The 23,240-nt window shown below is 67.6% G+C and carries 20 protein-coding genes; 10 read left to right on the top strand and 10 right to left on the bottom strand.

Annotation, left to right across the window (positions count from 1 at the left end; all coding sequences use genetic code 11):
• Nucleotides 1–14: 14 nt before the first annotated feature.
• On the top strand, nucleotides 15–1,304 hold the full coding sequence (locus ACEN9G_RS06550; RefSeq protein WP_413338319.1) for an NRAMP family divalent metal transporter: 1,290 nt from the start codon (nucleotides 15–17) through the stop codon (nucleotides 1,302–1,304).
• 3 nt (nucleotides 1,305–1,307) lie between these two features.
• Here ACEN9G_RS06550 and ACEN9G_RS06545 read toward each other — a convergent pair whose 3' ends face one another.
• From ACEN9G_RS06545 to ACEN9G_RS06525, 5 genes are all read right to left on the bottom strand, one after another.
• On the bottom strand, nucleotides 1,308–2,405 hold the full coding sequence (locus tag ACEN9G_RS06545) for a TIGR03118 family protein (RefSeq protein ID WP_413338317.1): 1,098 nt from the start codon (nucleotides 2,403–2,405) through the stop codon (nucleotides 1,308–1,310).
• Nucleotides 2,406–2,480: 75 nt separating this feature from the next.
• Entirely contained in the window at nucleotides 2,481–3,200 is a 720-nt protein-coding gene (locus tag ACEN9G_RS06540) for a TorF family putative porin (protein WP_413338315.1), read from the bottom strand.
• Nucleotides 3,146–4,453, bottom strand: coding sequence for a S8 family peptidase (locus ACEN9G_RS06535; RefSeq protein ID WP_483126510.1), 1,308 nt, complete (start codon nucleotides 4,451–4,453; stop codon nucleotides 3,146–3,148). Before ACEN9G_RS06535 ends, ACEN9G_RS06540 begins: the two co-directional genes overlap by 55 nt.
• Nucleotides 4,450–5,106, bottom strand: a complete 657-nt coding sequence (locus ACEN9G_RS06530; protein ID WP_483126509.1) for a zf-HC2 domain-containing protein — start codon at nucleotides 5,104–5,106, stop codon at nucleotides 4,450–4,452. Before ACEN9G_RS06530 ends, ACEN9G_RS06535 begins: the two co-directional genes overlap by 4 nt.
• On the bottom strand, nucleotides 5,103–5,672 hold the full coding sequence (locus ACEN9G_RS06525; protein ID WP_413342015.1) for an RNA polymerase sigma factor: 570 nt from the start codon (nucleotides 5,670–5,672) through the stop codon (nucleotides 5,103–5,105). The genes ACEN9G_RS06530 and ACEN9G_RS06525 overlap by 4 nt, the downstream gene beginning before the upstream one ends.
• A gap of 160 nt (nucleotides 5,673–5,832) precedes the next feature.
• Between ACEN9G_RS06525 and ACEN9G_RS06520 the strand changes: the two genes are divergently transcribed.
• Complete coding sequence (locus ACEN9G_RS06520) at nucleotides 5,833–6,255, top strand: hypothetical protein (RefSeq protein ID WP_413342016.1); 423 nt, start codon at nucleotides 5,833–5,835, stop codon at nucleotides 6,253–6,255.
• A 24-nt stretch (nucleotides 6,256–6,279) separates the two neighbouring features.
• On the opposite strand, the gene ACEN9G_RS06515 is transcribed toward ACEN9G_RS06520, so the two are convergent.
• Nucleotides 6,280–7,218 carry a LysR substrate-binding domain-containing protein gene (locus ACEN9G_RS06515; protein WP_056123089.1) on the bottom strand — a complete coding sequence of 313 codons (939 nt, stop codon included), beginning with the start codon at nucleotides 7,216–7,218 and terminating at the stop codon, nucleotides 6,280–6,282.
• A 119-nt stretch (nucleotides 7,219–7,337) separates the two neighbouring features.
• Here ACEN9G_RS06515 and ACEN9G_RS06510 point away from each other — a divergent pair, with 119 nt between their 5' ends.
• Nucleotides 7,338–8,552, top strand: coding sequence for a urate hydroxylase PuuD (locus tag ACEN9G_RS06510; RefSeq protein ID WP_413342018.1), 1,215 nt, complete (start codon nucleotides 7,338–7,340; stop codon nucleotides 8,550–8,552).
• Between the two features lie 91 nt (nucleotides 8,553–8,643).
• On the opposite strand, the gene ACEN9G_RS06505 is transcribed toward ACEN9G_RS06510, so the two are convergent.
• The 3 genes from ACEN9G_RS06505 to ACEN9G_RS06495 all read right to left on the bottom strand — a co-directional run bounded on the left by ACEN9G_RS06505 (nucleotide 8,644) and on the right by ACEN9G_RS06495 (nucleotide 11,669).
• Nucleotides 8,644–11,004, bottom strand: coding sequence for a S9 family peptidase (locus tag ACEN9G_RS06505; RefSeq protein ID WP_413342024.1), 2,361 nt, complete (start codon nucleotides 11,002–11,004; stop codon nucleotides 8,644–8,646).
• A 216-nt stretch (nucleotides 11,005–11,220) separates the two neighbouring features.
• A complete protein-coding gene (locus ACEN9G_RS06500) occupies nucleotides 11,221–11,391 on the bottom strand; it encodes a hypothetical protein (RefSeq protein WP_156403645.1) in 171 nt (56 codons plus the stop codon).
• 20 nt (nucleotides 11,392–11,411) lie between these two features.
• The gene (locus ACEN9G_RS06495; RefSeq protein ID WP_036229690.1) at nucleotides 11,412–11,669 is read right to left on the bottom strand and encodes a hypothetical protein; all 258 of its coding nucleotides are present in this window, start codon (nucleotides 11,667–11,669) and stop codon (nucleotides 11,412–11,414) included.
• Between the two features lie 197 nt (nucleotides 11,670–11,866).
• On the opposite strand from ACEN9G_RS06495, the gene ACEN9G_RS06490 reads away from it, so the two are divergent.
• The 7 genes from ACEN9G_RS06490 to ACEN9G_RS06460 all read left to right on the top strand — a co-directional run bounded on the left by ACEN9G_RS06490 (nucleotide 11,867) and on the right by ACEN9G_RS06460 (nucleotide 22,148).
• Nucleotides 11,867–12,508, top strand: a complete 642-nt coding sequence (locus ACEN9G_RS06490; RefSeq protein WP_413342020.1) for an ANTAR domain-containing response regulator — start codon at nucleotides 11,867–11,869, stop codon at nucleotides 12,506–12,508.
• 16 nt (nucleotides 12,509–12,524) lie between these two features.
• Complete coding sequence (locus ACEN9G_RS06485) at nucleotides 12,525–13,706, top strand: CmpA/NrtA family ABC transporter substrate-binding protein (RefSeq protein WP_483126508.1); 1,182 nt, start codon at nucleotides 12,525–12,527, stop codon at nucleotides 13,704–13,706.
• A gap of 277 nt (nucleotides 13,707–13,983) precedes the next feature.
• Nucleotides 13,984–15,279, top strand: a complete 1,296-nt coding sequence (locus ACEN9G_RS06480; protein ID WP_413343013.1) for an MFS transporter — start codon at nucleotides 13,984–13,986, stop codon at nucleotides 15,277–15,279.
• A gap of 29 nt (nucleotides 15,280–15,308) precedes the next feature.
• Complete coding sequence (gene nirB / locus ACEN9G_RS06475; RefSeq protein ID WP_413343015.1) at nucleotides 15,309–17,846, top strand: nitrite reductase large subunit NirB; 2,538 nt, start codon at nucleotides 15,309–15,311, stop codon at nucleotides 17,844–17,846.
• 26 nt (nucleotides 17,847–17,872) lie between these two features.
• On the top strand, nucleotides 17,873–18,232 hold the full coding sequence (gene nirD, locus ACEN9G_RS06470; protein WP_413343017.1) for a nitrite reductase small subunit NirD: 360 nt from the start codon (nucleotides 17,873–17,875) through the stop codon (nucleotides 18,230–18,232).
• Nucleotides 18,233–19,438: an NAD(P)/FAD-dependent oxidoreductase gene (locus tag ACEN9G_RS06465; protein WP_413343019.1), complete on the top strand. Its 1,206-nt coding sequence runs from the start codon at nucleotides 18,233–18,235 to the stop codon at nucleotides 19,436–19,438.
• 13 nt (nucleotides 19,439–19,451) lie between these two features.
• A complete protein-coding gene (locus tag ACEN9G_RS06460) occupies nucleotides 19,452–22,148 on the top strand; it encodes a molybdopterin-dependent oxidoreductase (RefSeq protein ID WP_483126507.1) in 2,697 nt (898 codons plus the stop codon).
• Nucleotides 22,149–22,199: 51 nt separating this feature from the next.
• On the opposite strand, the gene ACEN9G_RS06455 is transcribed toward ACEN9G_RS06460, so the two are convergent.
• Nucleotides 22,200–23,108, bottom strand: a complete 909-nt coding sequence (locus ACEN9G_RS06455; RefSeq protein WP_413387009.1) for a LysR family transcriptional regulator — start codon at nucleotides 23,106–23,108, stop codon at nucleotides 22,200–22,202.
• Nucleotides 23,109–23,240 lie beyond the last annotated feature (132 nt).

Raw genomic sequence — 23,240 nt, 5'->3', positions numbered from 1 at the left:
GCATGATGGGTTTCATGAAATCCGATGAAACCACCATCGCACCGCCGTCGCCGGAAGCCTCGACCTGGCTGTCGAAGCTGGGTCCGGGCCTGATCACCGGCGCGGCCGACGACGACCCGAGCGGCATCGCCACGTATTCGCAGGCCGGCGCCCAGTTCGGGTTCAACCTGCTGTGGACCCTGCTGCTGACGTATCCGCTGATGGCCGCCATCCAGGTCATCAGCGCCAACATCGGCCGCGTGACGGGGCGCGGGCTCGCCACCAATTTGCAGCGCTATGCGCCGCGCCGGGTCGTGTGGGGCATCGTCGGGCTGCTGCTCGTCGCGAACGTCATCAACATCGCGGCCGACGTGGCGGCGATGGGCGAGGCGATGTCGCTCGTCGCGCCCGGCCGGCCGCTGTGGTATGCCGTCGGCTTCGGCGTGCTGTCCGTGCTGCTGCAGGTGTTCATCCCTTACCAGCGCTACGTGAACCTGCTCAAGTGGCTCACGCTCGTGCTGCTCGCGTACGTGGGCACCGTGTTCGTCGTCCACGTGCCATGGGGCGTGGTGCTCGAGACCACCGTGTGGCCGAGCATCGCATGGAACAAGGACTACCTGACGACGATCGTCGCCGTGTTCGGCACGACGATCAGTCCCTACCTGTTCTTCTGGCAGGCGTCGCAGGAGGTGGAGGAACTGCGCGCGGACGACGACGCAGAACCGCTGCGGCGCGCACCCGACCAGGCCAGGGGCCAGTTCCGCCGCATCCGCTTCGACACGCTGGTCGGCATGGCCGTGTCGAACGGCGTCGCGTTCTTCATCATGCTCACCACCGCCGCCACCCTGCACGCGCAGGGCGTGCACGACATCCAGTCGTCGGCGCAGGCCGCGTCGGCGCTGAAACCCGTCGCGGGCGAACTCGCGTTCGTCCTGTTCGCGCTCGGCATCGTCGGCACGGGCCTGCTCGCGATCCCCGTGCTGGCCGGTTCCGCCGCGTATGCGATGGCCGGCACGTTCCACTGGAAGAGCAGCCTGGGCGCGGAGTTTTCGGCCGCGCGCAAGTTCTACGGCATCATCATCGTCGCCACGCTGGCCGGCGTCGGCATCAACTTCATGCCGATCGACCCGATCAAGGCGCTGTACTGGAGCGCGGTGCTGAACGGCGTCATCGCCGTGCCCGTGATGGCGATCATGATGCTGGTGGCGTCGAGCCCGCGCATCATGGGCGACCTGACGATCGCGCCGCGCCTGCGCGCCATGGGCTGGCTGTGCACGGGCGTGATGGCGGCGGCGACGATCGCCATGTTCGCGTCGTTCCTTTGACGCTTACTGCATGTCGATCCGCCCGTAGATGCCGTGCGACTCGTCGGCGGGCCCCGCCGTGTAGAACAGCGTGTTCGTCGGCTGGTTCTGCACGCCGTTGCCGAACGCGATGCCCCACAGGCCGTCGATGACGATCGGCGTGCGGTCGGCCTTCGACAACGTGCCGATGAACGCGCCGTTGGACGGGTTGTAGGCGTTGATCTTGCCGTCGCCGAAGTTCGCGACGAGCACCGCATTGCTGAAGTCCCCGAAGTTGGCCGGCGCCAGCGCCATGCCCCACGGTGCATTCAGCGCACCGCCCGCCGCCAGCCGGTGCAGGAAGACGCCGCCCATGTCGTACACGTCGACGACGCCCAGTCCCGCGCCCTTGACCTCGTCGTTGCCGGCCGTCTCGCGCTGCGCATACGCCACGTAGATGCGGTCGCCGATGGCCTGGATGCCGAACGGCCCATAGCCGGCCGGCAGGTTCGGATCGGTGAAGCCGCCCGGCAGCGTGGCTTTCTGGAAGCTGGCGTTGTAGACGTCGATGCGGTTGTTGCGGAAATCGGCCGCGTACAGGTAGTTCGCGCCCGAGAACGCGCCGATGGCGAGACCCTTGTAGACGGCGCTGCCGCCCGTGTCGGCGGCCGTCACGGCGTTCGTGCGATTCACTGCCGGCGACCAGCCCGACACGGTGCCCGTCTCGCCCACGAAGATGAAGGGGCTGGCACCCGTCACGCCGTTCTGCGTGACCTTGAAGTCCTGGCTGCCGTTGTACACGATGCCGGTGACGCCCGCCGGGACCGCGACGACGAGCGTCTGCGGCACGCCGTTGCCGTCGTACAGCGTCGACGTCGCCGTGCCGTTGTTGGCGACCCAGACGAAGGCCGTCGGGTTGAATGCGAGGCCCCACGCGTTGACGAGGTGGGTGTCGGTGTGGGCCGCGCCGCTGGACTGGTCGGTGACGAGGGCCGTGGTGGTGAAGACGCTCGTGATCGCCGGCGGCATGGTGACGGGCGGCGTCATCGGATGGTCGTCGCCACCGCCGCCGCAGGCCGCCACGGCGGCGCCGAGGACGATGCCGCACAGGAGGCGCACGGCCGGATTCGATTGCAGGTTCATGATTGCACCTCATGGGAAGGGGACGACGTTAATGCCCTCATCCCCGCGCAAGGTTCAATCGAATCGCGGGTACTTTCAAAAGCGCAGGCTGGCGCCGGCGAACAGGGCGCGGGCGCGCGGGAGGCCGGTGCCGCCGCTGTGCACGAGGGTCTGCACGCCGGCCTGCAGCCGCCAGTCGCCCGTGTCGTACGCGAGCGTGGCGCGCAGGTCCGCGCGGTCCCGGTCGCTCCAGCGGTAATCGGTATCGAGCGGATGCAGCAGCCCCGCATGCAGGGCCAGCGCCGCGCGCTCGCCCAGCGGGATGCCGCCGTTCAGGTCGAGGTACACCGTGCGGCCTCCGCCGTAATACGCCGGCGAATACGAGACTCTCGCGTTGACGCGGTCGTACGTCAGGCCGGCGTAGAACTCGTGGTAGTCGACTTCGTGGTTGCGCAGATAGATCGTGCGCGTGACGCCGGCGTCCCACGACAGCCGCGTCGTCAGCGGCAGCGCCCGCCCGCCGTAGACGATCAGCAGGCCCTGGCCGCGGCCGTACAGCTCGATGGGCGACGCGAAGGTGCCGGCATACCAGCCGCCGTCGAAGTCGTGGTCCACGCGCAGCTGCACGGCGGGATTGCGGCCCTGCGAGACGCCGCGTATCGCGTATTCGGATACGACGGAGAGGTCGGCACTGGTCTGGGCCACTGCGCCAGGTGCCGTGAGCGCGACGAGGAGGAATGCGAACGCGCCCGCGACGGGTTTCAGTGCGGCGGGCGCGGGGAAGGAAGGCTGGCGGTCGTGGTCGTCGATGGGCATAGGCAGAAACAGGCTCCGGCGGCGCGCGTAACGGCGGCGCAGGCGTCTATGCTACCAGCTTGTCCGGCGCCGGAGGCCAGCGCGGCGGGCAGGACGCGTGCGCCGCCGTCGAGGTCGGCCCGCAGCCTGGCGGGCGTCGTCCCGGGACGCAGTTCCAGCACGAGTGCCGCGAGCCCCGCCACGTGGGCCGACGCGTACGACGAGCCGGACACCAGCCCGAAGCGCGCACCCGGCAGCGACGTGGGCACGTCCGTCCCCGGCGCGCGCAGCGATCCGGGCGGCGGCGCGCGCTGCGTGTCGGACGCCACCGCGATGACGCCCGGATGCGACGCGGGAAAGCCGCCGTCGGGCTGCGCCGGATCGGCCGCGCCGACGAGCGTCACGCCGCGCGCGAGGGCCGCGTCGAGCAGGGCTTCCAGCAGCCGGTCGCGCGGGCCGCCGAGGCTCATGTTGATGACGCGCGCATCGCTCATCAGCGCAAAATTGATCGCCTTGCCCAGCGTGAAGCTGTTGCAGCGGGCGGGCGGCCCGGCCGTCTCCCAGCACGCGCGCAGGGCCAGCAGTTTGGCACCCGGCGCGATGCCGGCGATGCCCAGGCCATTGCCTTCGCGCGCGGCGATGATGCCGGCGACGGCCGTGCCGTGCGCTTCCGCGCCGTCCGGATACGCATCGACGAAGTTGCGGCGCAGTTTGATCTGGCCGTCGAGGTCGGGATGGTTCGCATCGACGCCGCTGTCGATGACGGCCACCGTCACGCCGCGACCCGTGCTGGCGCGGTGCAGCGCGGGCAGCTGCCAGGCGCGCGTGGCCGGCTGCACGGGCAGCAGCGGGTCGCCGTCGGCCAGGCCGTGGTAGTCCTGGATCGCCTGGGCCCACGCGACGCGCGGGTCGTGCGCGAGCGTGTCGAGCAGGCGGTCGACGGGGCCCGTGCCGGTGTCCTCCATCAGGAAGCAGTCGATGCCGATGGCGGGCATCGGCCAGTCGTCGACGACGCGCAGGCCATAGGCGGCGGCGAGGTCGCGCGCGACGCGGCGGCGCGCGGCGCGGGTGCCGTCCTCCGTGTAGCCGCCGCCGTAGGCGCCGTCGGGCCGGAAGTGCGGCGACGGCATGCGCAGCATCACGAGCACCTGTCGTGCTGCGGGTGCCGGCGTCGAGACCGGGTGCGTGGCCGCCTGCGCATCCGCGCTCGCGCGCGGCACCACGCAGGCGAACGCGATCAACACCGCGACCAGGACGAGAAGGGCGGTTTTCACGGCTGCTTGTCCACGACGAGCGGCTCGGCCAGCGTCACCGCCGGCTCCGCCCGCAGCCTGGCCAGCACCGGGTCGAGCCGGCCGTCCGCGCCGACGAGCCACGCATCGGTGACGGTCGGCCCGCCGACGATGCGCGCCCCGCTGGCGCGCACGATGCGGCGCAGTTCCGCCTCCGGCGTGTCGGGCCGGAAGGTCACGACGACGCGCGCCATGCCGTTCGCGCCGGCGGCGCCGAGGACGCGGTAGTCGTCCGGCGAATCCGGCTGCCCGGAAGGGCGCACCAGCAATGCGGCCAGCACGGCGATCGCGCCGAACTGGCAGGCGACGGCCGCGCGCAGCCACGTGCGGTCGTTGGCGGCGACGCGGTCGCGCCAGCGTTGCAGCAGGCCGGTCTTTGCCTGCGGCGGTGCGGCATCCAGTTGCGGCGCATCCAGTTGCGGCATCAAGCGCGCGAGCGCGCGGTCCGGATCGAAGTCGAGGTCCGGGCCCGGCCCGGCCGCATGTACCGTGCGCAGCAGGGCGAGGTCGGCGCGGCAGTGCGCGCAGGTTGCCACGTGCGCCTGCACGCGTTCCAGTTCGGCGCCCGCGAGGGTGCCGTTCGCGAGCCAGGGCAGCGCGTCCTGCGCGTCGAGGTGATCGGTGCGAGCGTTCATGGCCGGATCTCCAGCTGGTCTTCCAGCAGCGTTGCCAGGCGGCGGCGCGCGTGGAACAGGCGCGTTTTGACGGTGTTGACGGGACATTCCATGATTTCTGCGATTTCTGCGTAACCCATGTCGTGATAGAAGGTCAGCTGGAAGGCGGCCCGCTGCGCCAGCGGCAACGTGGCGACGGCGGCGTCGACGGCGTGCGCGAGGCGCTGCTGTTCGAAGCGCCAGTCGGGCCGGCCCGCGTCGCCCGCCGCGCACTCGTCGGCCGGGGCATCCAGCGGTTCGTCGAGCGCGTGCAGGGCCTTGCAGGCCTTGCGGTAGGCGATCGCGAACACCCAGGTCGACACCTTGCAACTGCCGTCGAACGTGGCGGCCTTCTGCCAGACGACGAGCAGGGTGTCGTTGACGATTTCCTCGATCAGCGGCACGCTGCGCGTCATCCGTTGGAGGAAGCGCGCCAGGCGCGGAAAGTACGCGCGATACAGCATCTCGAAGGCGCGCCGGTCCCCGGCCGCAATCCGACCCACCAGGCTGGCCTCGTTCGCGGCCGCTCCTTCAATCTTTCCGTCCACGCATGCGCTCTCTGCTGTTTTGCGGTGAATACCCGCCGGCCGCCCCAAGGTTCATGCGTTCCGCAAATATTTTTTGCCGCATGTGATTTTTACACGAATCGGCGTTGCTGGGACGCGCCGGGCATGTCACGATGTCGCCATGCTAATTCATTCTTGCCCCATGAAACGATTTGCCATTCCCTTCCTCGCCGCCGCCCTGGTCCTCTCCGGCGCGGCCCACGCCCAGTCGAAGCAGGAGCCCCGTCCGCTCGGCTACAAGAAAGTCGCCGATGCGCTGGCCGCACTGCAAAAGAATCCGGACGCCAAGCTCTCCCATCCGGGCGGCTGGACCACGTACGCCATCCAGAAACCGGAGGTGGCCGTGTGGTCGTTCGTGCCGCAAGGACATGAGGCCTACCCGGCCGTCGTGCGGCGCCTGGTCCGCAAGACGGACGAGGGCACGTTCGTCGAGATGAAAGTGCTGTGCGAAGCGAAGCAGGACGCATGCCGCCGGCTGGCCGTGCACTTCCAGCAGATGACGGCGCAGATGCAGCAGAAACTGCAGGAGATGCAGGCGCAGAAAGGCCAGGAAGCCAAGCAGTAGGGCGCACCCTGTGCCCACGCGTGCCTACCGGTTGACCACCACCTTGGCCGCGGCCGTCACCTGGTCGCGCAGCCACTTGTGCTCCGGCGACTGGTGCACGCGCTGGTGCCACAGTTGATAAAAACGCATCGGCGGGAACTTGATCGGCACCGTGAAGTTTTTCAGCGGCAGCGTCTTTTCGTAGAACCGGATGAACTGGCGGCCCGTCGTCAGCACGAGGTCCGTCTGCGTGAGCATGTACGGGATCAGGCCGAAATAAGGCGATTCCACGGCCACCTTGCGATGCATGCCTTGCCGCTCGAGGAAGGCGTCGATCACGCCGTGGTAGCCGGGCAGCATCGCCGTCGGCGCGATGTGCGGCAGCGTGAGGTAGTCCTCGACCGTCATCGCGTCGGCCGCCGTGCGCTTGGCGTAGGCGCTGTCGGCACGCATCGTGCAGATGATCGGGTCTTCGAACAGTTTCGAGATGTGCAGGTGCGAGGGCGGCTCGTCCCAGTTGGCGATGACGAGATCCATTTCGCCGTCCGACAGCATGCGCAGGTAGTCCGTGCCCGGCCCCAGGTGGTGGATGGTCACGCGGCTGTTCGGCGCGCCGCGCCGGATCGACGCGACGACGCCCGGCAGGAACTGCGTGTCGAGGTAGTCGGGCGCGGCGATGTGGAACGTGCGGTCGGCCTGTTCCGGCACGAACGGCGTCTTGCGGACAAACAGGCTCTCCGTCTCGTCGAGGATGCGCTTGGCCGGCTTGAGCAGGCTTTCGCCGTGCTGCGTCGGCACCATGCCGCGCGCGCCGCGCACGAGCAGCGGGTCGCCCGTCAGCTCGCGCAGCTTGCGCAGCGACGCCGAGATCGACGGTTGCGGCTGGTTCAACTTGAGGGCGACGCGCGAGACGTTCTTCTCGACGAGCAGCAGATAAAGGATGCGGATCAGGTGCAGGTCGAGGTGCTGGGGCAGGCTGGACATGGGAGAGTTTTTTATGGAATTGTTATATACGTAGTCTGATTTTAAATATACGATATTTTTCATGTTCTAGAAACTATATCGACGGCGGTGTCGCCTGCCGGTCACGCTGAGGAGCCTCGATGGATTACCTGGTCCCGTATGGTCTCGAATGGATGAACATGCTGGTGCGCTGGCTGCACGTCATCACCGGCATCGCCTGGATCGGCGCGTCGTTCTACTTCGTCTGGCTGGACAATTCGCTGCGTCCGCCGGCGGCCGGTTCCGAGCTCGCGAAGAAGGGCGTGGCGGGCGAGCTGTGGGCCGTGCACGGCGGCGGTTTCTACAATCCGCAGAAATACCTCGTCGCGCCGGCCGAGCTGCCGGCGGAGCTGCACTGGTTCAAATGGGAAGCGTATTCGACGTGGCTGTCGGGTTTTGCGCTCCTCGTCATCGTGTACTGGCTGAATGCGCAGGCGATGATGGTCGACCGGTCAGTGGCCGATTTGTCGAGCTGGCAGGCGATCGGCCTCGGGCTCGGGAGCCTCGTCGCCGGCTGGGTCGTGTACGACCTGCTGTGCCGTTCACCTCTCGGCAAGCATGATCTCGCGTTCGGCGTCGTGGTCTTTGCGCTGCTGGTCGGCGCGGCATGGGTGCTCACGCACTTCCTCAGCGGCCGCGCCGCCTACATCCACGTGGGCGCGATGATCGGCACGATCATGGTCGCGAACGTGGCGATGGTGATCATTCCGGGGCAGCGCAAGATGGTCGAGGCGATGCGCGCGGGCTTGACGCCCGATCCCGTCTACGGCATCCGCGGCAAGCGGCGCAGCGTCCACAATAACTACTTCACGTTGCCGGTGCTGTTCATCATGATCAGCAACCACTTCGCGATGACCTACCGCCACCCGCACGCATGGGCCGTGCTGGGCACCATCATGGCGGCCGGCGTCTTCATCCGCCACTTCTTCAACCTGCGCCACAAGGGGCGCGTCGAGTGGGTGTATCCGGCGATCGGTGTGGCGCTGCTGCTGGGGCTTGCGATTTTGCTGGCACCTGTGCTGGCACCGCCGCGGCCGAGCGTGTCGGCGGGGACGGTGCCGTTTGTGCGGGTGGAGACGATCCTGCGCGCGCGCTGCGTGTCGTGCCACGCGGCGCATCCGACGCAGCCCGGGTTCGCGAGCGCGCCGGCCGGCGTGATGCTGGACGACGCGCACGGCATCGCCCGGAACGCCCCCCGCATCTACCAGCAGGCCGTGCAGCTCAAGGCGATGCCGCTGGCGAACATGACCAATATGACGGAGGCGGAACGCGCCGAGTTGGGCGCGTGGTTCGAAGCCGGGGCGAAGACCGACTGATGAATCGTCATTCCCGCGCATGCGGGAATCCATGCTGAGTGTCCGCAGTCAGCTCGGCATGGGTCCCCGCTTCCGCGGGGACGACAGGGGCTTACTTCAACGTCCGCTCGAACAGCTGGTAGATCCGCCGGTACTCGTCATACCACGCCTCCGGCTGCACGAACGAATGCCGTTCCAGCGGATACGGCGCCAGTTCCCAGTGGTCCTTCTTCAACTCGATCAGCCGCTGGGCCATGCGCACGGAGTCCTGGAAGAACACGTTATCGTCGACCATGCCGTGCGCGATCAGCAGGTGGCCCTTCAGGTTCTGCGCGTACTCGATCGGCGACGACGTTTTATAGGCTTCCGGATCCAGGTCCGGCGTGTTCAGGATGTTGGCCGTGTACTCGTGGTTGTACGTGGTCCAGTCGGTCACGGGGCGCAGCGCGGCGCCGGCCTTGAAGACGTCCGGCGCGCGCAGCATGGCCATCAGGGTCATGAAGCCGCCGTAGCTGCCGCCGTAGACGCCCACGCGGGCCGCGTCGCCCTGCTGGTGCGCGATCATCCAGTTCACGCCGTCCAGGTAATCGTCCAGTTCCGGATGGCCCATCTGGCGGTAGATCGCCGTGCGCCATTTGACGCCATAGCCCTTCGAGGCGCGATAGTCCATGTCGAGGACGACGTAGCCGTTCTGCACGAGCAGGTTGTGGAACATCTGCTCGCGGAAGTACGGCGTGTAGCGCTGCGTGACGTTCTGCAGATAACCCGCGCCGTGCACGAACATCACCACCGGATATTTTTTACCCGGCTCCAGCTGCGCGGGGCGGTACAGCTTGGCCCAGATCGGATCGGCGCCGTGCGTCGACGGGATCGTCACGAATTGCGGCTGGATCCATTCGCGCGCCTTGAACTCGGGCGTGCGCGTGTCCGTCAGCCTGACGGCCTCGCCGCCGTGCGACGGCACGGTCGCGAGCTGCGCCGGCAGGTACGGGCCGGAATAGTGGACGAGCAGCTTGTTCTGGTCCGGCGACAGGCGGAAGTCCTGCACGCCCGCGAGGCTGCTGATTTCGCGCGTGGTGCCATCTTTCGCATCGACGGCGCAGACCTCGTACGTGTGCGGCGCCTTGCGGTTGCAAAGCAGCCAGGCCGTGCGGCCATCCGCCGACCATGCGACGTCGCCCGCTTCCCATTTACCTTGCGTGAGCGCGCGCGTGCGGCCGGCCGCGTCGCGCACGTACAGGTGCGCGTAGCCGCTTTCTTCCGACAGGTACCACAGGGTCGAGCCGTCCGGCAGCCAGCCGAATTCATTGTTGTCGTAGTTGACCCACGCCTCGTCCGTCAGGCGGTGCACCGGCTGGAGCGCCGCGCGCGGCAGGTCGACGGTGGCGATCCAGCGGTCCTTGTTGTCCACCGAGCGGAACATGACGGCCACGTTGGCGCCGTTCTGGCTCCACGTGATCGCTTCGCCGTCGAAGCCGATCATCACCGGACGGTTGCCCTTGAGCGGATCGAGCTTGTGCTCCGCGCGCAGCCTGGCCAGCGGGTCGACCGCGATGCCGGGCAGGGCGTCCAGCGCCAGGTCCTTCACCTCGCGCGTGGCGAGGTTCACGAGTTTCAGGCCGTGGCCCGCGGGGTTGTTGCGGCCCACGCGCGTGCGCTCTTCCGAGAATTCCTCGTAGCCGCTTTCCGTCACGTAGCGGGGCATCTTGCCGGCGCGGCCCTTGTCCGCGTTCTTCGGACCCGTGACGACGAGCAGCCAGCGGCCGTCCGGCGACAGCGCGCTGTTCAGGATCGCGACCTTGTCGCCCAGGTAGATCGGCGCGGGCGCGCGGGTCGGGTCGGCGCGGCGCAGTTCCTCGGCCTGCGCGCGGGTGGCGTCGCGCTCGTCCTTCTGGCGTTTCAGGATCGTCGACAGGCGCAGCTGCATGTCGCGCAGCGCGTCGGCTTCCGTCACGTTCGGATCCTTGGCGGCGCGCGGCAGGGCGACGGGGCCGGCCACGCGGTCGTTGCGGTCCCACGCGAACCAGTCGTCGCCGATGCGGTACTGCACGCCGCGCTCGTCGGCCGTGTACTGGACCGCCTGGATCGCCACGCCGCTGCCGCGCGTGATCTGCACGAGGGCGCCCGACTTGAGGTCGCGCTCGAACAAATCGCCGTTGCGCACGATGACGGCGCGGGTGCGGGCGCGGTTGTACAGCATTTCCGGGCTGTCCAGCTTCGCCTGTTCGGCGTCCGTCACCTGTGCCGCCGTGCCGGCCTTCGCCGCGTTCACGCGGTAGGTGTCCCGCAGGGGCGACCCGGCGCGCTTCTGCTTGTAGATGACCTGCTTGCCGTCCCAGTTCCACCACGCCGCTTCCACGGGAGGACCGATCCAGTCGGGGTTGGCCATGGCCTGGTCGAGGGTCACGGGTGTGGAGGCGGCAGCGGGTAGCGCCAGCAGTGCGGCGAGAACGGTAAGGACAGGGAGTCGCATCATCAGTCGGGTGGATAAATGAAGAACAAGAATGCTTTTCTTGGTCAGAAATTGCAAAAAAGCATTCTAGCGCAGCCGACTATGGTGCTGTGTGGATTCGCTGGCAGGAGTGGCGCGCGTGCGTAAGTACGGTGGCGGCCATGATCGATATTGCAGCGCACAAAAGACAACGCCCGGCCAATGCCGGGCGTGTGGAGACGATGTGGTCGCTTGCTATCAGGCGGCTGCCTTCGGCTTCGCGTACTCGCCCATCCACAGTTCGGTCGGCTCTTGCGCCAGCCACAGTTCGGACGGCGCGGTCAGCGACGGGTTGCGCACGAACATCACGATACGGGTGACGACGGCGGCGGCAGCGATGGCGACGGTGAGGTATTCGAACGGGGTCATGATCTGTATCCTTGGCTTGATTAGTTGTTCGGCGTTTCGCGGACGGCTTCCGGAGCCAGCGCGGCTGCGCAGAACGGGCCCAGGATGATGATGCCGGCCTGCTGCTGCATCTTGCGGCGGGCCAGGGCGCCGCTGCCCGGCTGGGCGGCGTCGGGCACGATCAGGCCGCCGTGCGCTTCGTACAGTTCGATCGCAAAGGTGCGGATCTTGCCCAGGGTGTCGGCAATGTGCTGGCGCAGAGTCTTGTTCTGTGCCTGGTTGATCGTTGCGGTGTTCATGGTCATCTCCGGTGAGAAATCTGTCGTGTTGCGATGCAGTATAGGGACAACCGCGTCATAAATGAACTTTTGATTTGTGATGCTTCCCATGCGTTTTGTGAATATTTTCTGTGCGACAACTAATGTTGATTCGCACTGCGGACATAGCAAACATGAATATCTGACCGGCTGGCCCGGAACTTGCATATCCAAAGGGCATGAAACCGCCGTCCAAGGTCCAGCGCACCCTGCGCATCGTCGTCGTCAACACCGCGTCCAGCGCTGCCGCGGACGAGGCCACGCTCGCCGCGCAGGCAAGGCGCAACACGGCCCTGCGCATCGGCCTGCTGGAATCGGGCTACGACATCGTCGCGTCGCTGCCCGCCGACATCTTCCTGCCGGAGCGGATCGCCCAGATCCAGCCGGACATGATCATCATCGACAGCGAATCGGACGCGCGCGACGTCCTCGAACACATCGTGATCGCCACGCGCGACGAGCCGCGGCCCATCGTCCTGTTCACGGACGACCAGACGTCGTCCAGCATGGATGCCGCGATCGAGGCGGGCGTCACCGCGTACATCGTGGCCGGCCTGCAGGCCGAGCGCGTGAAGCCCGTGCTGGACGTGGCCATGAAGCGGTTCCACCGCGAACAGAAGCTGCTGGACGAGTTGTCGGACACGCGCCGCCAGCTCGCCGACCGCAAGCTGATCGAACGGGCCAAGGGCGTGCTCATGGCGCGCAACCGGCTGACGGAGGAAGAGGCCTACCAGCGGCTGCGCACCATGGCGATGAACAAGAAGCTCAAGCTGGCCGAAGTCGCCCAGCGCATCCTCGACGTCGAGGATCTACTCGGCTAAAACAGCAAAGGAAACGATGGCTCACGCATTCATCGCCGGCTCGGACCGGCCGGAAAAGACCGTGATCAGGGCCGGCTTCATGCCCCTGACCGATTGCGCGTCCCTCGTGATGGCGTCCGTGCTCGGGCTGGACGACAAATACGGCATCAAGCTCGAACTCGCGCGCCAGCATTCGTGGTCGGGCATGCGCGACCGCCTGCTGCAGGGCGAGATCGACGCGGCGCACGTCCTGTATGGGTTGTTGTACGGCGTGGAAAACGGCATTGGGAGTCCCCCCGCGCGCATGGCCGTGCTGATGAATTTATCGCGTAATGGCCAAGCGATTACCCTGTCGCGCGCATTGGCCCGCCAGGGCGTGACGGACCTCGGCACACTGGCCGCCGCGATGCGCAAGGGCGGGCGCCGCTACACGTTCGCGCACACGTTCCCGACCGGGAACCACGCGCTGTTCCTGTATTACTGGCTGGCGGCGGGCGGCATCGATCCGGTGCGCGACGCGCAAGTGGTGACGGTCCCGCCCAGCCAGATGGCCGTGAACCTGGCGGCCGGCCACATGGACGGCTTTTGCGCCGGCGAGCCGTGGAGCGCCCGCGCCCAGCTGGACGGCAGCGGCTTCACCGTCGCGACGAGCCAGGACATCTGGCCCGACCACCCCGGCAAGGCGCTCGGCGCGACGGCCGCCTTCGTGGACGCGAACCCGCATGCGTGCCGCTCGCTGGTCGCGGCCGTGCTGGAGGCGGGGCGCTGGCTCGACGAATCGCCGGAGCACCGCGACGTGGCGGCCGAGGTGCTGTCCAGCCCCGCCTATGTGAACGCGGACCGCCGCGCCATCGCCGCGCGCCTGCATGGCGATTATGACAACGGCCTGGGCAAGCGCTGGATCGATCCCGATCCGGTGCGCTTCCACGACGAGGGCGAGGCCAATTTCCCGTACCTGTCCGACGCGATGTGGTTCATGACCCAGCACCGGCGCTGGGGCCTGCTGCGCGACGACGTCGATTACGCGGCCGTGGCCGCGCGCGTGAACCGCGTGGGCCTGTACCGCGAGGCGGCCGTGCTGGCGGGCGTGCCGGCGTCGTCGAGCCTGATGCGCCGCTCGGTGCTCATGGACGGCAAGGTCTGGGACGGCCTCGCGCCCGACGCGTATATCTCATCCTTTCCCATCCGCCGCACCGCGTTTTCCAGTTTCGCATCTTGATGGTGCTCATTCAAGCGCCTCATAAGCGTGCATGGTGCACTGCAATGAAGCGTGTCAGGCCCGGTCAATACGATCTTCCCCCTGAAAACCATCTGGCACGGGTCTTGCAAATACGGAGGTAAAGGATCAACGGCGATCCCTGAGTAAACAAGAGCCGGTCCAACGAGGGACCGGCAACAGGACAACGGCGTCCGCTGCACCCGCTTGAACGATTTCTGGAATCGTCTTCGCGGCCAGGCAGCGGGCGCCTTTTCGTTTTCAAGAAGGGAATAACAACATGGCCGGCAAAGCAAACAGTATCAAGCTATTCTCCTTTGATACGCCCCAGATGCGCGCATTCCACCTGACCTGGGTGGCCTTCTTCGTCTGCTTCTTCGCCTGGTTCGCCTGCGCACCGCTGATGCCGGTGATCAAGGGCGAGTTCCACCTGTCGGTCAGCCAGATCGCCGACATCAACATCGCGGCCGTCGCCATCACCATCATCGTGCGCCTGATCATCGGCCCGCTGTGCGACCGCTTCGGACCGCGCAAGGCCTACACCGGCCTGCTGGCGCTGGGCGCGATCCCCGTGCTGGGCGTCGCCATGGCCCAGAGCTATGAAAGCTTCCTGCTGTTCCGCCTCGGCATCGGTGCCGTCGGCGCCAGCTTCGTGATCACCCAGTACCACACCTCCGTCATGTTCGGCCCGAAGGTCGTCGGCACCGCCAACGCGGCATCGGCCGGCTGGGGCAACAGCGGCGGCGGCGTCGCGCAGGCCACGATGCCGCTGATCATGGGCGCCATGATCATGCTGGGCGTGAACGAGACGATGGGCTGGCGTGCCGCCCTGGTCGTGCCGGGCGTGCTGATGCTCATCATGGCCGTCGTCTATTACAAGTTCACCCAGGATTGCCCGGAAGGTAACTTCACCGAACTGCGCGCGGCCGGCGTGCCGTTCGAAGCGGGCGGCAAGGGTGGCTGGGCGAGCTTCTTCGAAGCCTGCCGCAACTACCGCGCCTGGCTGCTGTTCATTACCTACGGCGCCTGCTTCGGCATCGAACTGTTCATCCACAACGTCGCCGCCACCTATTACGTCGACCACTTCGGCCTGTCGCTGAAACAGGCCGGCATGGCCGCCGGCAGCTTCGGCCTGCTGGCCCTGTTCGCCCGTGCCCTGGGCGGCTGGATCTCGGACAAGGTCGCGGCCAGGGGCGACCTGAATTCCCGCGTGAACCTGCTGTTCGTCCTGATGCTGGGCGAGGGCCTGGGCCTGCTGTGGTTCTCGCAGACCACGAGCGTCACGCTGGCCATCGTCGCCATGCTCGCCTTCGGCCTGTGCACCCACATGGCGTGCGGTTCGACCTACGCCCTGGTGCCGTTCGTGAGCCGCAAGGCACTGGGCGGCGTGGCCGGCATCGTCGGCGCGGGCGGCAACGTCGGCGCCGTGCTGGCCGGCTTCCTGATGAAGGGCACGGGCGACGTGCGCCAGACCCTGATGATCCTCGGCGGCGCCGTCCTCGTCGCGGCGCTGTGCGCCATCGGCGTGCGCTTCACGCTGACCGTCCCCGAAACGCCGGCACCCGCCGCCGCCTGAACACGTTATTGCAGCATAGGAGTCGCAACATGAAACTGATCGTCATCGGCCACGGCATGGTAGGCCACAAGTTCCTCGAAACCCTGTTCGCGGAAGCCAAGCAGGATGCCCATTTCCACGTCACCGTGCTGTGCGAGGAACCGCGCCCGGCCTACGACCGCGTGCACCTGTCCTCGTTCTTCTCGGGCACCACGGCCGACCAGCTGTCGCTCGTCGCACCGGGCTTCTTCGAACAGCACGCGGGCCAGGTCGACCTGAAGCTGAACGCGAAGGCCGTCGCCGTCGACCGGGACTCCCGGACCGTCACGCTGGCCGATGGCGAAGTGCTGGCCTACGACAAGCTGGTGTTCGCGACGGGTTCCTACCCGTTCGTGCCGCCGGTCCCGGGCAAGGAGCGCAATGACATCTTCGTCTACCGCACCATCGAAGACCTGGAAAAGATGACGGAATGCGGTGCCCGTTCGAAAACCGGCGTCGTCGTCGGCGGGGGTCTGCTGGGCCTCGAATGCGCCAAGGCGCTGCGCGACATGAACCTCGACACGCACGTCGTCGAATTCGCGCCGCGCCTGATGGCCGTGCAGGTCGACGACCTGGGCGGCCGCGTGCTGCGCCGGAAGATCGAAGAGCTGGGCGTCAACGTCCACACGCAAAAGAACACGCTGCAGATCGTCGACGGCGAGTCGGCCACGCACCGCATGGAATTCGCGGACGGCAGCTTCCTCGAAGCGGACATGATCGTGTTCTCGGCCGGCATCCGCCCGCGCGACGAACTGGCCAAGGCCGCCGGCCTGGCACTGGGCCCGCGCGGCGGCATCGCGATCGACGACGCCTGCCTCGCCTCCGACCCGCACATCTACGCCATCGGCGAATGCGCCTCGTGGGGCGGCCAGACGTTTGGCCTCGTCGCACCGGGCTACGAAATGGCCCGCATCGTCGCGCGCGCGCTGATCGGCCAGGAAGCCGCCTTCGCCGGCGCCGACATGAGCACCAAGCTGAAACTGATGGGCGTGGATGTCGCGTCGATCGGCGACGCCCACGGCAACACGCCGGGCGCACGCAGCTTCCAGTTCACGGACGAGCGCAAGCAGGTCTATAAAAAGATCGTCGTGTCCGACTGCGGCAAGAAGCTGCTGGGCGCCGTGCTGATCGGCGACGCGGCCGAGTACGGCAGCCTGCTGCAGATGATGCTGAACGATATGGAGCTGCCGGAAGCGCCGGAATTCCTGATCCTGCCGCAGCTTGAGGGCGGTGCGCGTCCGGCGCTGGGCGTCGACGCGCTGCCGGCAAGCGCGCAGGTCTGCTCGTGCAACGCCGTCACCAAGGGCACCATCGCCGACGCGGTGGCCGGCGGCGCGTGCGACATCGGCGCGATCAAGTCGTGCACGAACGCCGGCACGTCGTGCGGCGGCTGCGTGCCGCTCGTCACGCAGATCATGAAGTCCGAGATGGCGAAGGCCGGCATGGCCGTCAACAACCACCTGTGCGAACACTTCCCGTACTCGCGCCAGGAACTGCACCACCTGATCCGCGTGGGCGGCATCAAGAGCTTCGGCGAACTGCTGCACAAGCACGGCCAGGGCCTGGGCTGCGACATCTGCAAGCCGGTCGCCGCCAACATCCTCGCGTCGACGTGGAACGACTTCGTGCTGAAGCCGCAGCACGCGAGCCTGCAGGATTCGAACGACTACTTCCTCGGCAACATCCAGAAGGACGGCACGTATTCCGTCGTGCCGCGCATGCCGGGCGGCGAAGTCACCCCGGACGGCCTGATCGCCGTGGGCGCGGTCGCCAAGAAATACGGCCTGTACACCAAGATCACGGGCGGCCAGCGCGTCGACCTGTTCGGCGCCCGCGTGGACCAGCTGCCGGCGATCTGGGAAGAGCTGATCGCGGCCGGCTTCGAATCCGGTCACGCCTACGGCAAGTCGCTGCGTACCGTGAAATCGTGCGTGGGCTCGACGTGGTGCCGCTACGGCGTGGGCGATTCCGTCGGCTTCGCCATCGCGCTGGAAAACCGCTACAAGGGCCTGCGCGCGCCGCACAAGATCAAGTTCGGCGTCTCCGGCTGCACCCGCGAATGCGCCGAGGCGCAGGGCAAGGACGTGGGCCTGATCGCCACCGAGAAGGGCTGGAACCTGTACGTGTGCGGGAACGGCGGCATGAAGCCCCGCCACGCGGAACTGATCGCGTCGGACCTGGATGAAGCGACGGTCGTGAAACTCGTCGACCGCTTCCTGATGTTCTACGTGCGCACGGCGGACCGCCTGCAGCGCACCAGCACGTGGCGCGAGAACCTGGAAGGCGGCCTGGATTACCTGAAGCAGGTCGTCGTCGACGACAAGCTGGGCATCGCCGCCGAGCTGGAAGCCGACATGCAGCGCGTGGTCGACACCTATGCCGACGAGTGGAAGAACGCCGTCGAAGACCCGGCCGTGCGCCAGCGCTTCCGCAGCTTCGTCAACACCGAGGGCACCGACGACAACGTCGTGTTCATGGCGGAGCGCGGCCAGATCCGCCCGGCCACGCCGGAAGAACGCCGCCGCGTCATCCCGATTGCAGCAGCTTGATTTAACGACTGGAACAGGAGAACAACATGCCCCGTGACCCGCAAGTAAAAAATGAGCTGAACCAATGGAATGCCGTCTGCTCGCTCGACCAGATCGTCCCGGACACCGGCGTCGCCGCCCTGCTGAACGGCCGCCAGGTGGCCGTGTTCCGCGTGGGCGCCGAGGAGCCGCGCGTGTTCGCCATCGATAACTACGATCCGAACTCGGACGCCGCCGTGCTGTCGCGCGGCCTGGTCGGCAGCATCGGCGAGCGCATCGTCGTCGCGTCGCCGATCTACAAGCAGCACTTCGACCTGCAGACCGGCGAATGCCTGGAAGTGCCGCACCACTCGGTGTCGAGCTACCCGGTGCGCGTCGAAGACGGCAAGGTCTGGGTGGGTGCGTAAATGAAGACCCATCCGCGCCTGGTCGTCATCGGCAACGGCATGGCGGGCATGCGCACGGTCGAGGAGCTGCTGAAGCTCGCGCCCGACATGTACCGCATCACCGTGTTCGGCGCGGAGCCGCACGGGAATTACAACCGCATCCTGCTGTCGCCCGTGCTCGCCGGCGAGAAGACCGTCGACGACATCATGCTCAACACGCGTGAATGGTACGACGCCAACGGCATCACGCTGCACGCGGGCGACCCGGTCGTGCGCATCGACCGCAAGAAGCGCGTCGTGCACGCCGCGTCCGGCCTCGCGGTGCCGTACGACCGCCTGCTGATCGCGACCGGTTCGAAGCCGTTCATCGTGCCGGTGCCGGGCCACCAGCTGCCGGGCGTGATCGGCTTCCGCGACATCAGCGACGTCGACACGATGCTGGAAGCCGCACGCGCGGGCGGGAAGGCCGTCGTCATCGGCGGCGGCCTGCTCGGCCTGGAAGCGGCCAACGGCCTGCTGCGCCAGGGGATGGAAGTCGCCGTCGTGCACGTGACGGGCAGCCTGATGAACCAGCAGCTCGACCCACCCGCCGCGGAACTGCTGCGCGCGAGCCTGGAGCAGCGCGGCCTGCGCATCCTGCTGAACCGCCAGACCGTCGCCATCGAGGGCGAGGACCGCGTGCGTTCCGTGCGCTTCGAGGGTGACGAGACCGTGGACGCCGACCTCGTCGTGATGGCGGCCGGCGTGCGCCCGAACGTCGAGCTGGCGAAGGCCGCCGGCCTGCACTGCGAGCGCGCGATCGTCGTCGACGACACGCTGCAGACCTACGACCCGCGCGTGTACGCCGTGGGCGAATGCGTGCAGCACCGCCGCGCCACGTTCGGCCTCGTCGCGCCAATCTGGGACCAGGCACGCGTCGCCGCCGCCCACCTCGCAGGCTCGGGCCACCGCCGCTACGTGCAGCAGGCCACCGCGACGAAGCTGAAGGTGACGGGCGTGGACCTGTACTCGGCCGGCGACATCGTCGGCGGCGAAGGCAGCGAAGACCTCGTGCTGCGCGACCGCCGCGGCGGCATCTATAAACGTCTCGTCGTCGCGGGCAACCGCCTGACGGGCGCCGTGTTGTACGGGGACGTCGCGGACGGTCCCTGGTACTTCGACCTGATTCAACAGCGGACGGACATCTCGTCCATCCGCGACCAGTTGCTGTTCGGCCGAGCGGCCTGACGAGGAGTTGCACATGAAGTTGTCCGCCATCCCAACCACCATCAAAACGACGTGCCCGTACTGCGGTGTCGGCTGCGGCGTCAGCGCCCAGGTCGGGCAGGACGGCACGCTCGCGATCGCGGGCGACGCGGCGCACCCGGCCAGCCAGGGCCGCCTGTGCGTAAAAGGTTCGGCGCTGGGCGAGACGCTCGGCAACCGCGGCCGCCTGCTCGCGCCGATGCTGCGTGAAGACGGCGGCCTGCGCGAAGCGTCGTGGGACGAGGCGCTGGACAAGGTGGCCTCCGGTTTTTCCCGCATCATCGCGGAACATGGTCCGGAGGCCGTCGCGCTGTACGTCTCCGGCCAGCTGCTGACCGAGGACTACTACGTCGCCAACAAGTTCATGAAGGGCTATGTCGGCAGCGCGAACATCGACACCAACTCGCGCCTGTGCATGTCGTCGGCCGTGGCCGGCCACAAGCGCGCGTTCGGCGAAGACATCGTGCCGGGCTGCTACGAAGACTTCGAGCAGGCCGACCTGATCGTGCTCGTCGGCTCGAACGCCGCGTGGTGCCACCCGACGCTGTACCAGCGCATCGCGCGCGCGAAGCAGGACCGTCCGGAACTGAAGGTCGTCGTCGTCGACCCGCGCCGCACGGCCACGTGCGACATCGCCGACCTGCACCTGCCGGTCAAGCCGGGCACGGACGTGTGGCTGTTCGACGGCCTGCTGGGCCATCTCGCGCAGCACGCCGCGGACGACGGCTTCATCGAAGCCCACACGACGGGCGTCGCGGACGCGCTGGACGCGGCCGGCAAGGCGGGCACGCTGGCAGAAGTGGCAAAAGCCTGCCGCCTCGACCCGCGCGACCTGGAGCGCTTCTACGATCTGTTCGCGAACACGGAGAAGGTCGTGACGGCGTTCACGATGGGCGTGAACCAGTCCACAAGCGGCGCCGACAAGGTCAATGCGATCATCAACTGCCACCTGATCACGGGCCGCATCGGCCGCCCTGGCATGGGGCCGTTCTCGCTGACCGGTCAACCGAACGCGATGGGTGGACGTGAAGTGGGCGGCCTCGCGAACATGCTGGCGGCGCACATGGACCTCGACGATGCCGCACAACGCGCCGCGCTGCAGGACTTCTGGGGCTCGCCGCACGTGGCGGCGAAGCCGGGCCTGAAGGCCGTCGACCTGTTCCGCGCGATCGAGGACGGCAAAGTGAAAGCCGTGTGGATCATGGCGACGAATCCGCTCGTGAGCCTGCCCGATGCCGACCAGGCACGCCGCGCGCTCGAAAAGTGCGAGCTGGTGGTCGCTTCCGACATCGTCCTCGGCACCGACACCAACGAGGCGGCCCACGTGCTGCTGCCGGCCCTCGGCTGGGGCGAGAAGGATGGCACCGTCACCAATTCCGAGCGCTGCATCTCGCGCCAGCGCGCGTTCCTGTCCGCGCCGGGCAGTGCGCGCGCCGACTGGGACATCATGTGCGACGTCGCGCGCCGCATGGGTTTCGAAGGCTTCGATTTCACGTCGCCGCACGAGATCTTCGACGAGCACGCGCGCCTGTCCGCATGGCGTAACGGCACCGAGGGCCAGCGCCGCCGCCTGTTCGACATCGGTGGCCTCGCGGGCATGACGCGCGCCGACTACGATGCGCTCGACCCCGTGCAGTGGCCGGTGCGTACGCCGGAAGAACGGACCGCACGCCTGTTCGGCGATGGCCGCTTCGCGCATGGCGACGGCCGCGCGCGCTTCGTGCCGACGGTGCCGCGCGCGCCGGCACACCTGCCGGGCGGTGAATATCCGCTCGTGCTGAACACGGGCCGCGTGCGCGACCAGTGGCACACGATGACGCGCACGGGCCGCTCGCAGAAACTGGCCGAGCACATCCCGGAACCGTACATCGACATGCACCCGCAGGATGCGCTGCTGTGCGGCGTGAAGGCGGGCGAACTGGCGCGCGTGACGAGCGACTGGGGCGCCGTCGTGGCGCGCGTGCAGCACGGCGGCGGCATCGCGCGCGGCAGCGTGTTCATGCCGATCCACTGGAGCGGCCAGACGGCGTCGGACGCGCGCGTGGGCACCGTCGTCAACCCGGCCGTCGACCCCGTGTCGGGCGAGCCGGAATTCAAGCACACGCCGGTGCGCATCGAACCGTTCGGCGTTACGTGGTTCGGTTTCATCCTGTCGCGCACGGAGCTGCCGCTGCGCGAGGCGTCGAACTGGACGCGCGTGCAGGGCAAGGACTTCGTCCGCTACGAACTGGCGGGCCGCAAGCCGTTCGCCGCCGCGCACGACTGGGCGCGCAAGCTGCTGGACGTGCACGACGACGACGCGGACTGGATCGATGTCGAGGACAAGAACGGCGGCATGTACCGCGCCGTGCACCTCGTCGACGGCCGCATCGAAGCGTGCCTGTTCGTGGCGCAGCGCGCCGACCTGCCGGCCCGCACGTGGCTCGCCAGCATGTTCGACAAGGAGCAGCTGGAGCCGTCCGACCGCATCAGCCTTCTTGCCGGCCGGGCGAAAGAGCCGGGCATCGATCCCGGACCGACCGTGTGCTCGTGCTTCGGCGTGGGGCGCAAGACGATCGAGATCGCGATCCGGCAAAACAATCTGTGCGATGCGGCGGCCGTCACGGCGTGCACGAAGGCGGGTGGCAACTGCGGGTCGTGCATTCCCGAGATCCGGTCGTTGCTGGCCGAAGCGCAAGTCGCAGAAGCATGAACGTCGTTCCCGCGAAGGCGGGGGCGACGGTGCTTATTGCGCGAGAAGACGTCAGCGCCCCGGCGGTGCCACCACCCCATACGCCCGCGGCACCGCCACGCGCATGATGTCGATGAACCGCCGCAGCCGCGCCGGATAGAAGCGCGCCGGCGGATAGATCAGCCAGATCGGCAGCGGCGACGCATGCCATTCCGGCACGAGCTGCACGAGCCGGCCCGCGTCGAGTTCCTCGCGCAGCGCCCAGCGCGAACCGAGCGCCGCCCCCACGCCCAGCACGACGGCACTTCGCATCGCGTACAGGTTGTCCGTGTAGATGCGCGGTTTGACGGGAATTCGTACCGTTTCTTCCGTCTGCGCATGGGTCAGCGTGACCTCGTCGCGATAATAATGGCTGACCGCGATCCAGGGCAGCGTCCCCAGTTCTTCCGGATGGAGGGGCAGGGCGCGCCCCTCGAACAGGCCGGGCGTCGCGATGACGATGCGCGGCACGTCGCCCAGCCGTATCGCCACCATGGACGGATCGGGCACCTCGCCCACGCGGATCGCGCAATCGATGCCTTCGCCGATGAAGTCCGGCGTGCGGTCGTGCAGGACCCAGTCCACGGTCATGCGCGGATAACGCGCCAGGTATTCGGCCAGCGGCGCCACCAGCTGCTGCTGGCCGAACGCGTGCGGCGCGACGACGCGCAGCATGCCGACCGGCTCGTCCACGGCGCCGCGGATCTCGCTCTCGAATTCCTGCCACCCCGCGATGAGCTCTTTTGCACGCGCGTAGCAGCGCATGCCGTCGTCCGTCAGCTTCATCGCGTGCGTGGACCGCTGCAGCAGGCGCACGCCCAGCGATTTTTCCAGTGACTTCAAACGCCGGCTGATCGTCGGCTGCGTCGTCGCGAGTGCGCGTGCGGCGGCGGACAGGCTGCCGGCATCCACGATGCGGACGAAGGTTTCGACCAGCATCATACGGTCGGCAGATGGATTGATCGTCGAAAAGTCCGTGCTCATACGTGTGAAGTATAACAGTTCGACGTTCGCCGGTGCTACACGGCCGTGTTTCGGTTCTCCATAATGCACTGCAACAACACACCCACCATG

It is taken from the genome of Massilia sp. Masssp94 (assembly GCF_059491305.1).
The sequence above is the reverse complement of the archived record's forward strand: the minus strand, read 5'-3'. Positions and strand labels throughout refer to the sequence as shown.

Coding starts and splice junctions, on each gene's coding strand:
- ACEN9G_RS06540 (WP_413338315.1), bottom strand. CDS start 3,200: ATGCCCATCGACGACCACGACCGCCAGCCTTCCTTCCCCGCGCCCGCC.
- ACEN9G_RS06460 (WP_483126507.1), top strand. CDS start 19,452: ATGAAGTTGTCCGCCATCCCAACCACCATCAAAACGACGTGCCCGTAC.
- nirB (WP_413343015.1), top strand. CDS start 15,309: ATGAAACTGATCGTCATCGGCCACGGCATGGTAGGCCACAAGTTCCTC.
- ACEN9G_RS06510 (WP_413342018.1), top strand. CDS start 7,338: ATGGATTACCTGGTCCCGTATGGTCTCGAATGGATGAACATGCTGGTG.
- ACEN9G_RS06455 (WP_413387009.1), bottom strand. CDS start 23,108: ATGATGCTGGTCGAAACCTTCGTCCGCATCGTGGATGCCGGCAGCCTG.
- ACEN9G_RS06505 (WP_413342024.1), bottom strand. CDS start 11,004: ATGCGACTCCCTGTCCTTACCGTTCTCGCCGCACTGCTGGCGCTACCC.
- ACEN9G_RS06520 (WP_413342016.1), top strand. CDS start 5,833: ATGAAACGATTTGCCATTCCCTTCCTCGCCGCCGCCCTGGTCCTCTCC.
- ACEN9G_RS06530 (WP_483126509.1), bottom strand. CDS start 5,106: ATGAACGCTCGCACCGATCACCTCGACGCGCAGGACGCGCTGCCCTGG.
- ACEN9G_RS06490 (WP_413342020.1), top strand. CDS start 11,867: ATGAAACCGCCGTCCAAGGTCCAGCGCACCCTGCGCATCGTCGTCGTC.
- ACEN9G_RS06485 (WP_483126508.1), top strand. CDS start 12,525: ATGGCTCACGCATTCATCGCCGGCTCGGACCGGCCGGAAAAGACCGTG.
- ACEN9G_RS06545 (WP_413338317.1), bottom strand. CDS start 2,405: ATGAACCTGCAATCGAATCCGGCCGTGCGCCTCCTGTGCGGCATCGTC.
- ACEN9G_RS06500 (WP_156403645.1), bottom strand. CDS start 11,391: ATGACCCCGTTCGAATACCTCACCGTCGCCATCGCTGCCGCCGCCGTC.
- ACEN9G_RS06480 (WP_413343013.1), top strand. CDS start 13,984: ATGGCCGGCAAAGCAAACAGTATCAAGCTATTCTCCTTTGATACGCCC.
- nirD (WP_413343017.1), top strand. CDS start 17,873: ATGCCCCGTGACCCGCAAGTAAAAAATGAGCTGAACCAATGGAATGCC.
- ACEN9G_RS06495 (WP_036229690.1), bottom strand. CDS start 11,669: ATGAACACCGCAACGATCAACCAGGCACAGAACAAGACTCTGCGCCAG.
- ACEN9G_RS06550 (WP_413338319.1), top strand. CDS start 15: ATGAAATCCGATGAAACCACCATCGCACCGCCGTCGCCGGAAGCCTCG.
- ACEN9G_RS06465 (WP_413343019.1), top strand. CDS start 18,233: ATGAAGACCCATCCGCGCCTGGTCGTCATCGGCAACGGCATGGCGGGC.
- ACEN9G_RS06515 (WP_056123089.1), bottom strand. CDS start 7,218: ATGTCCAGCCTGCCCCAGCACCTCGACCTGCACCTGATCCGCATCCTT.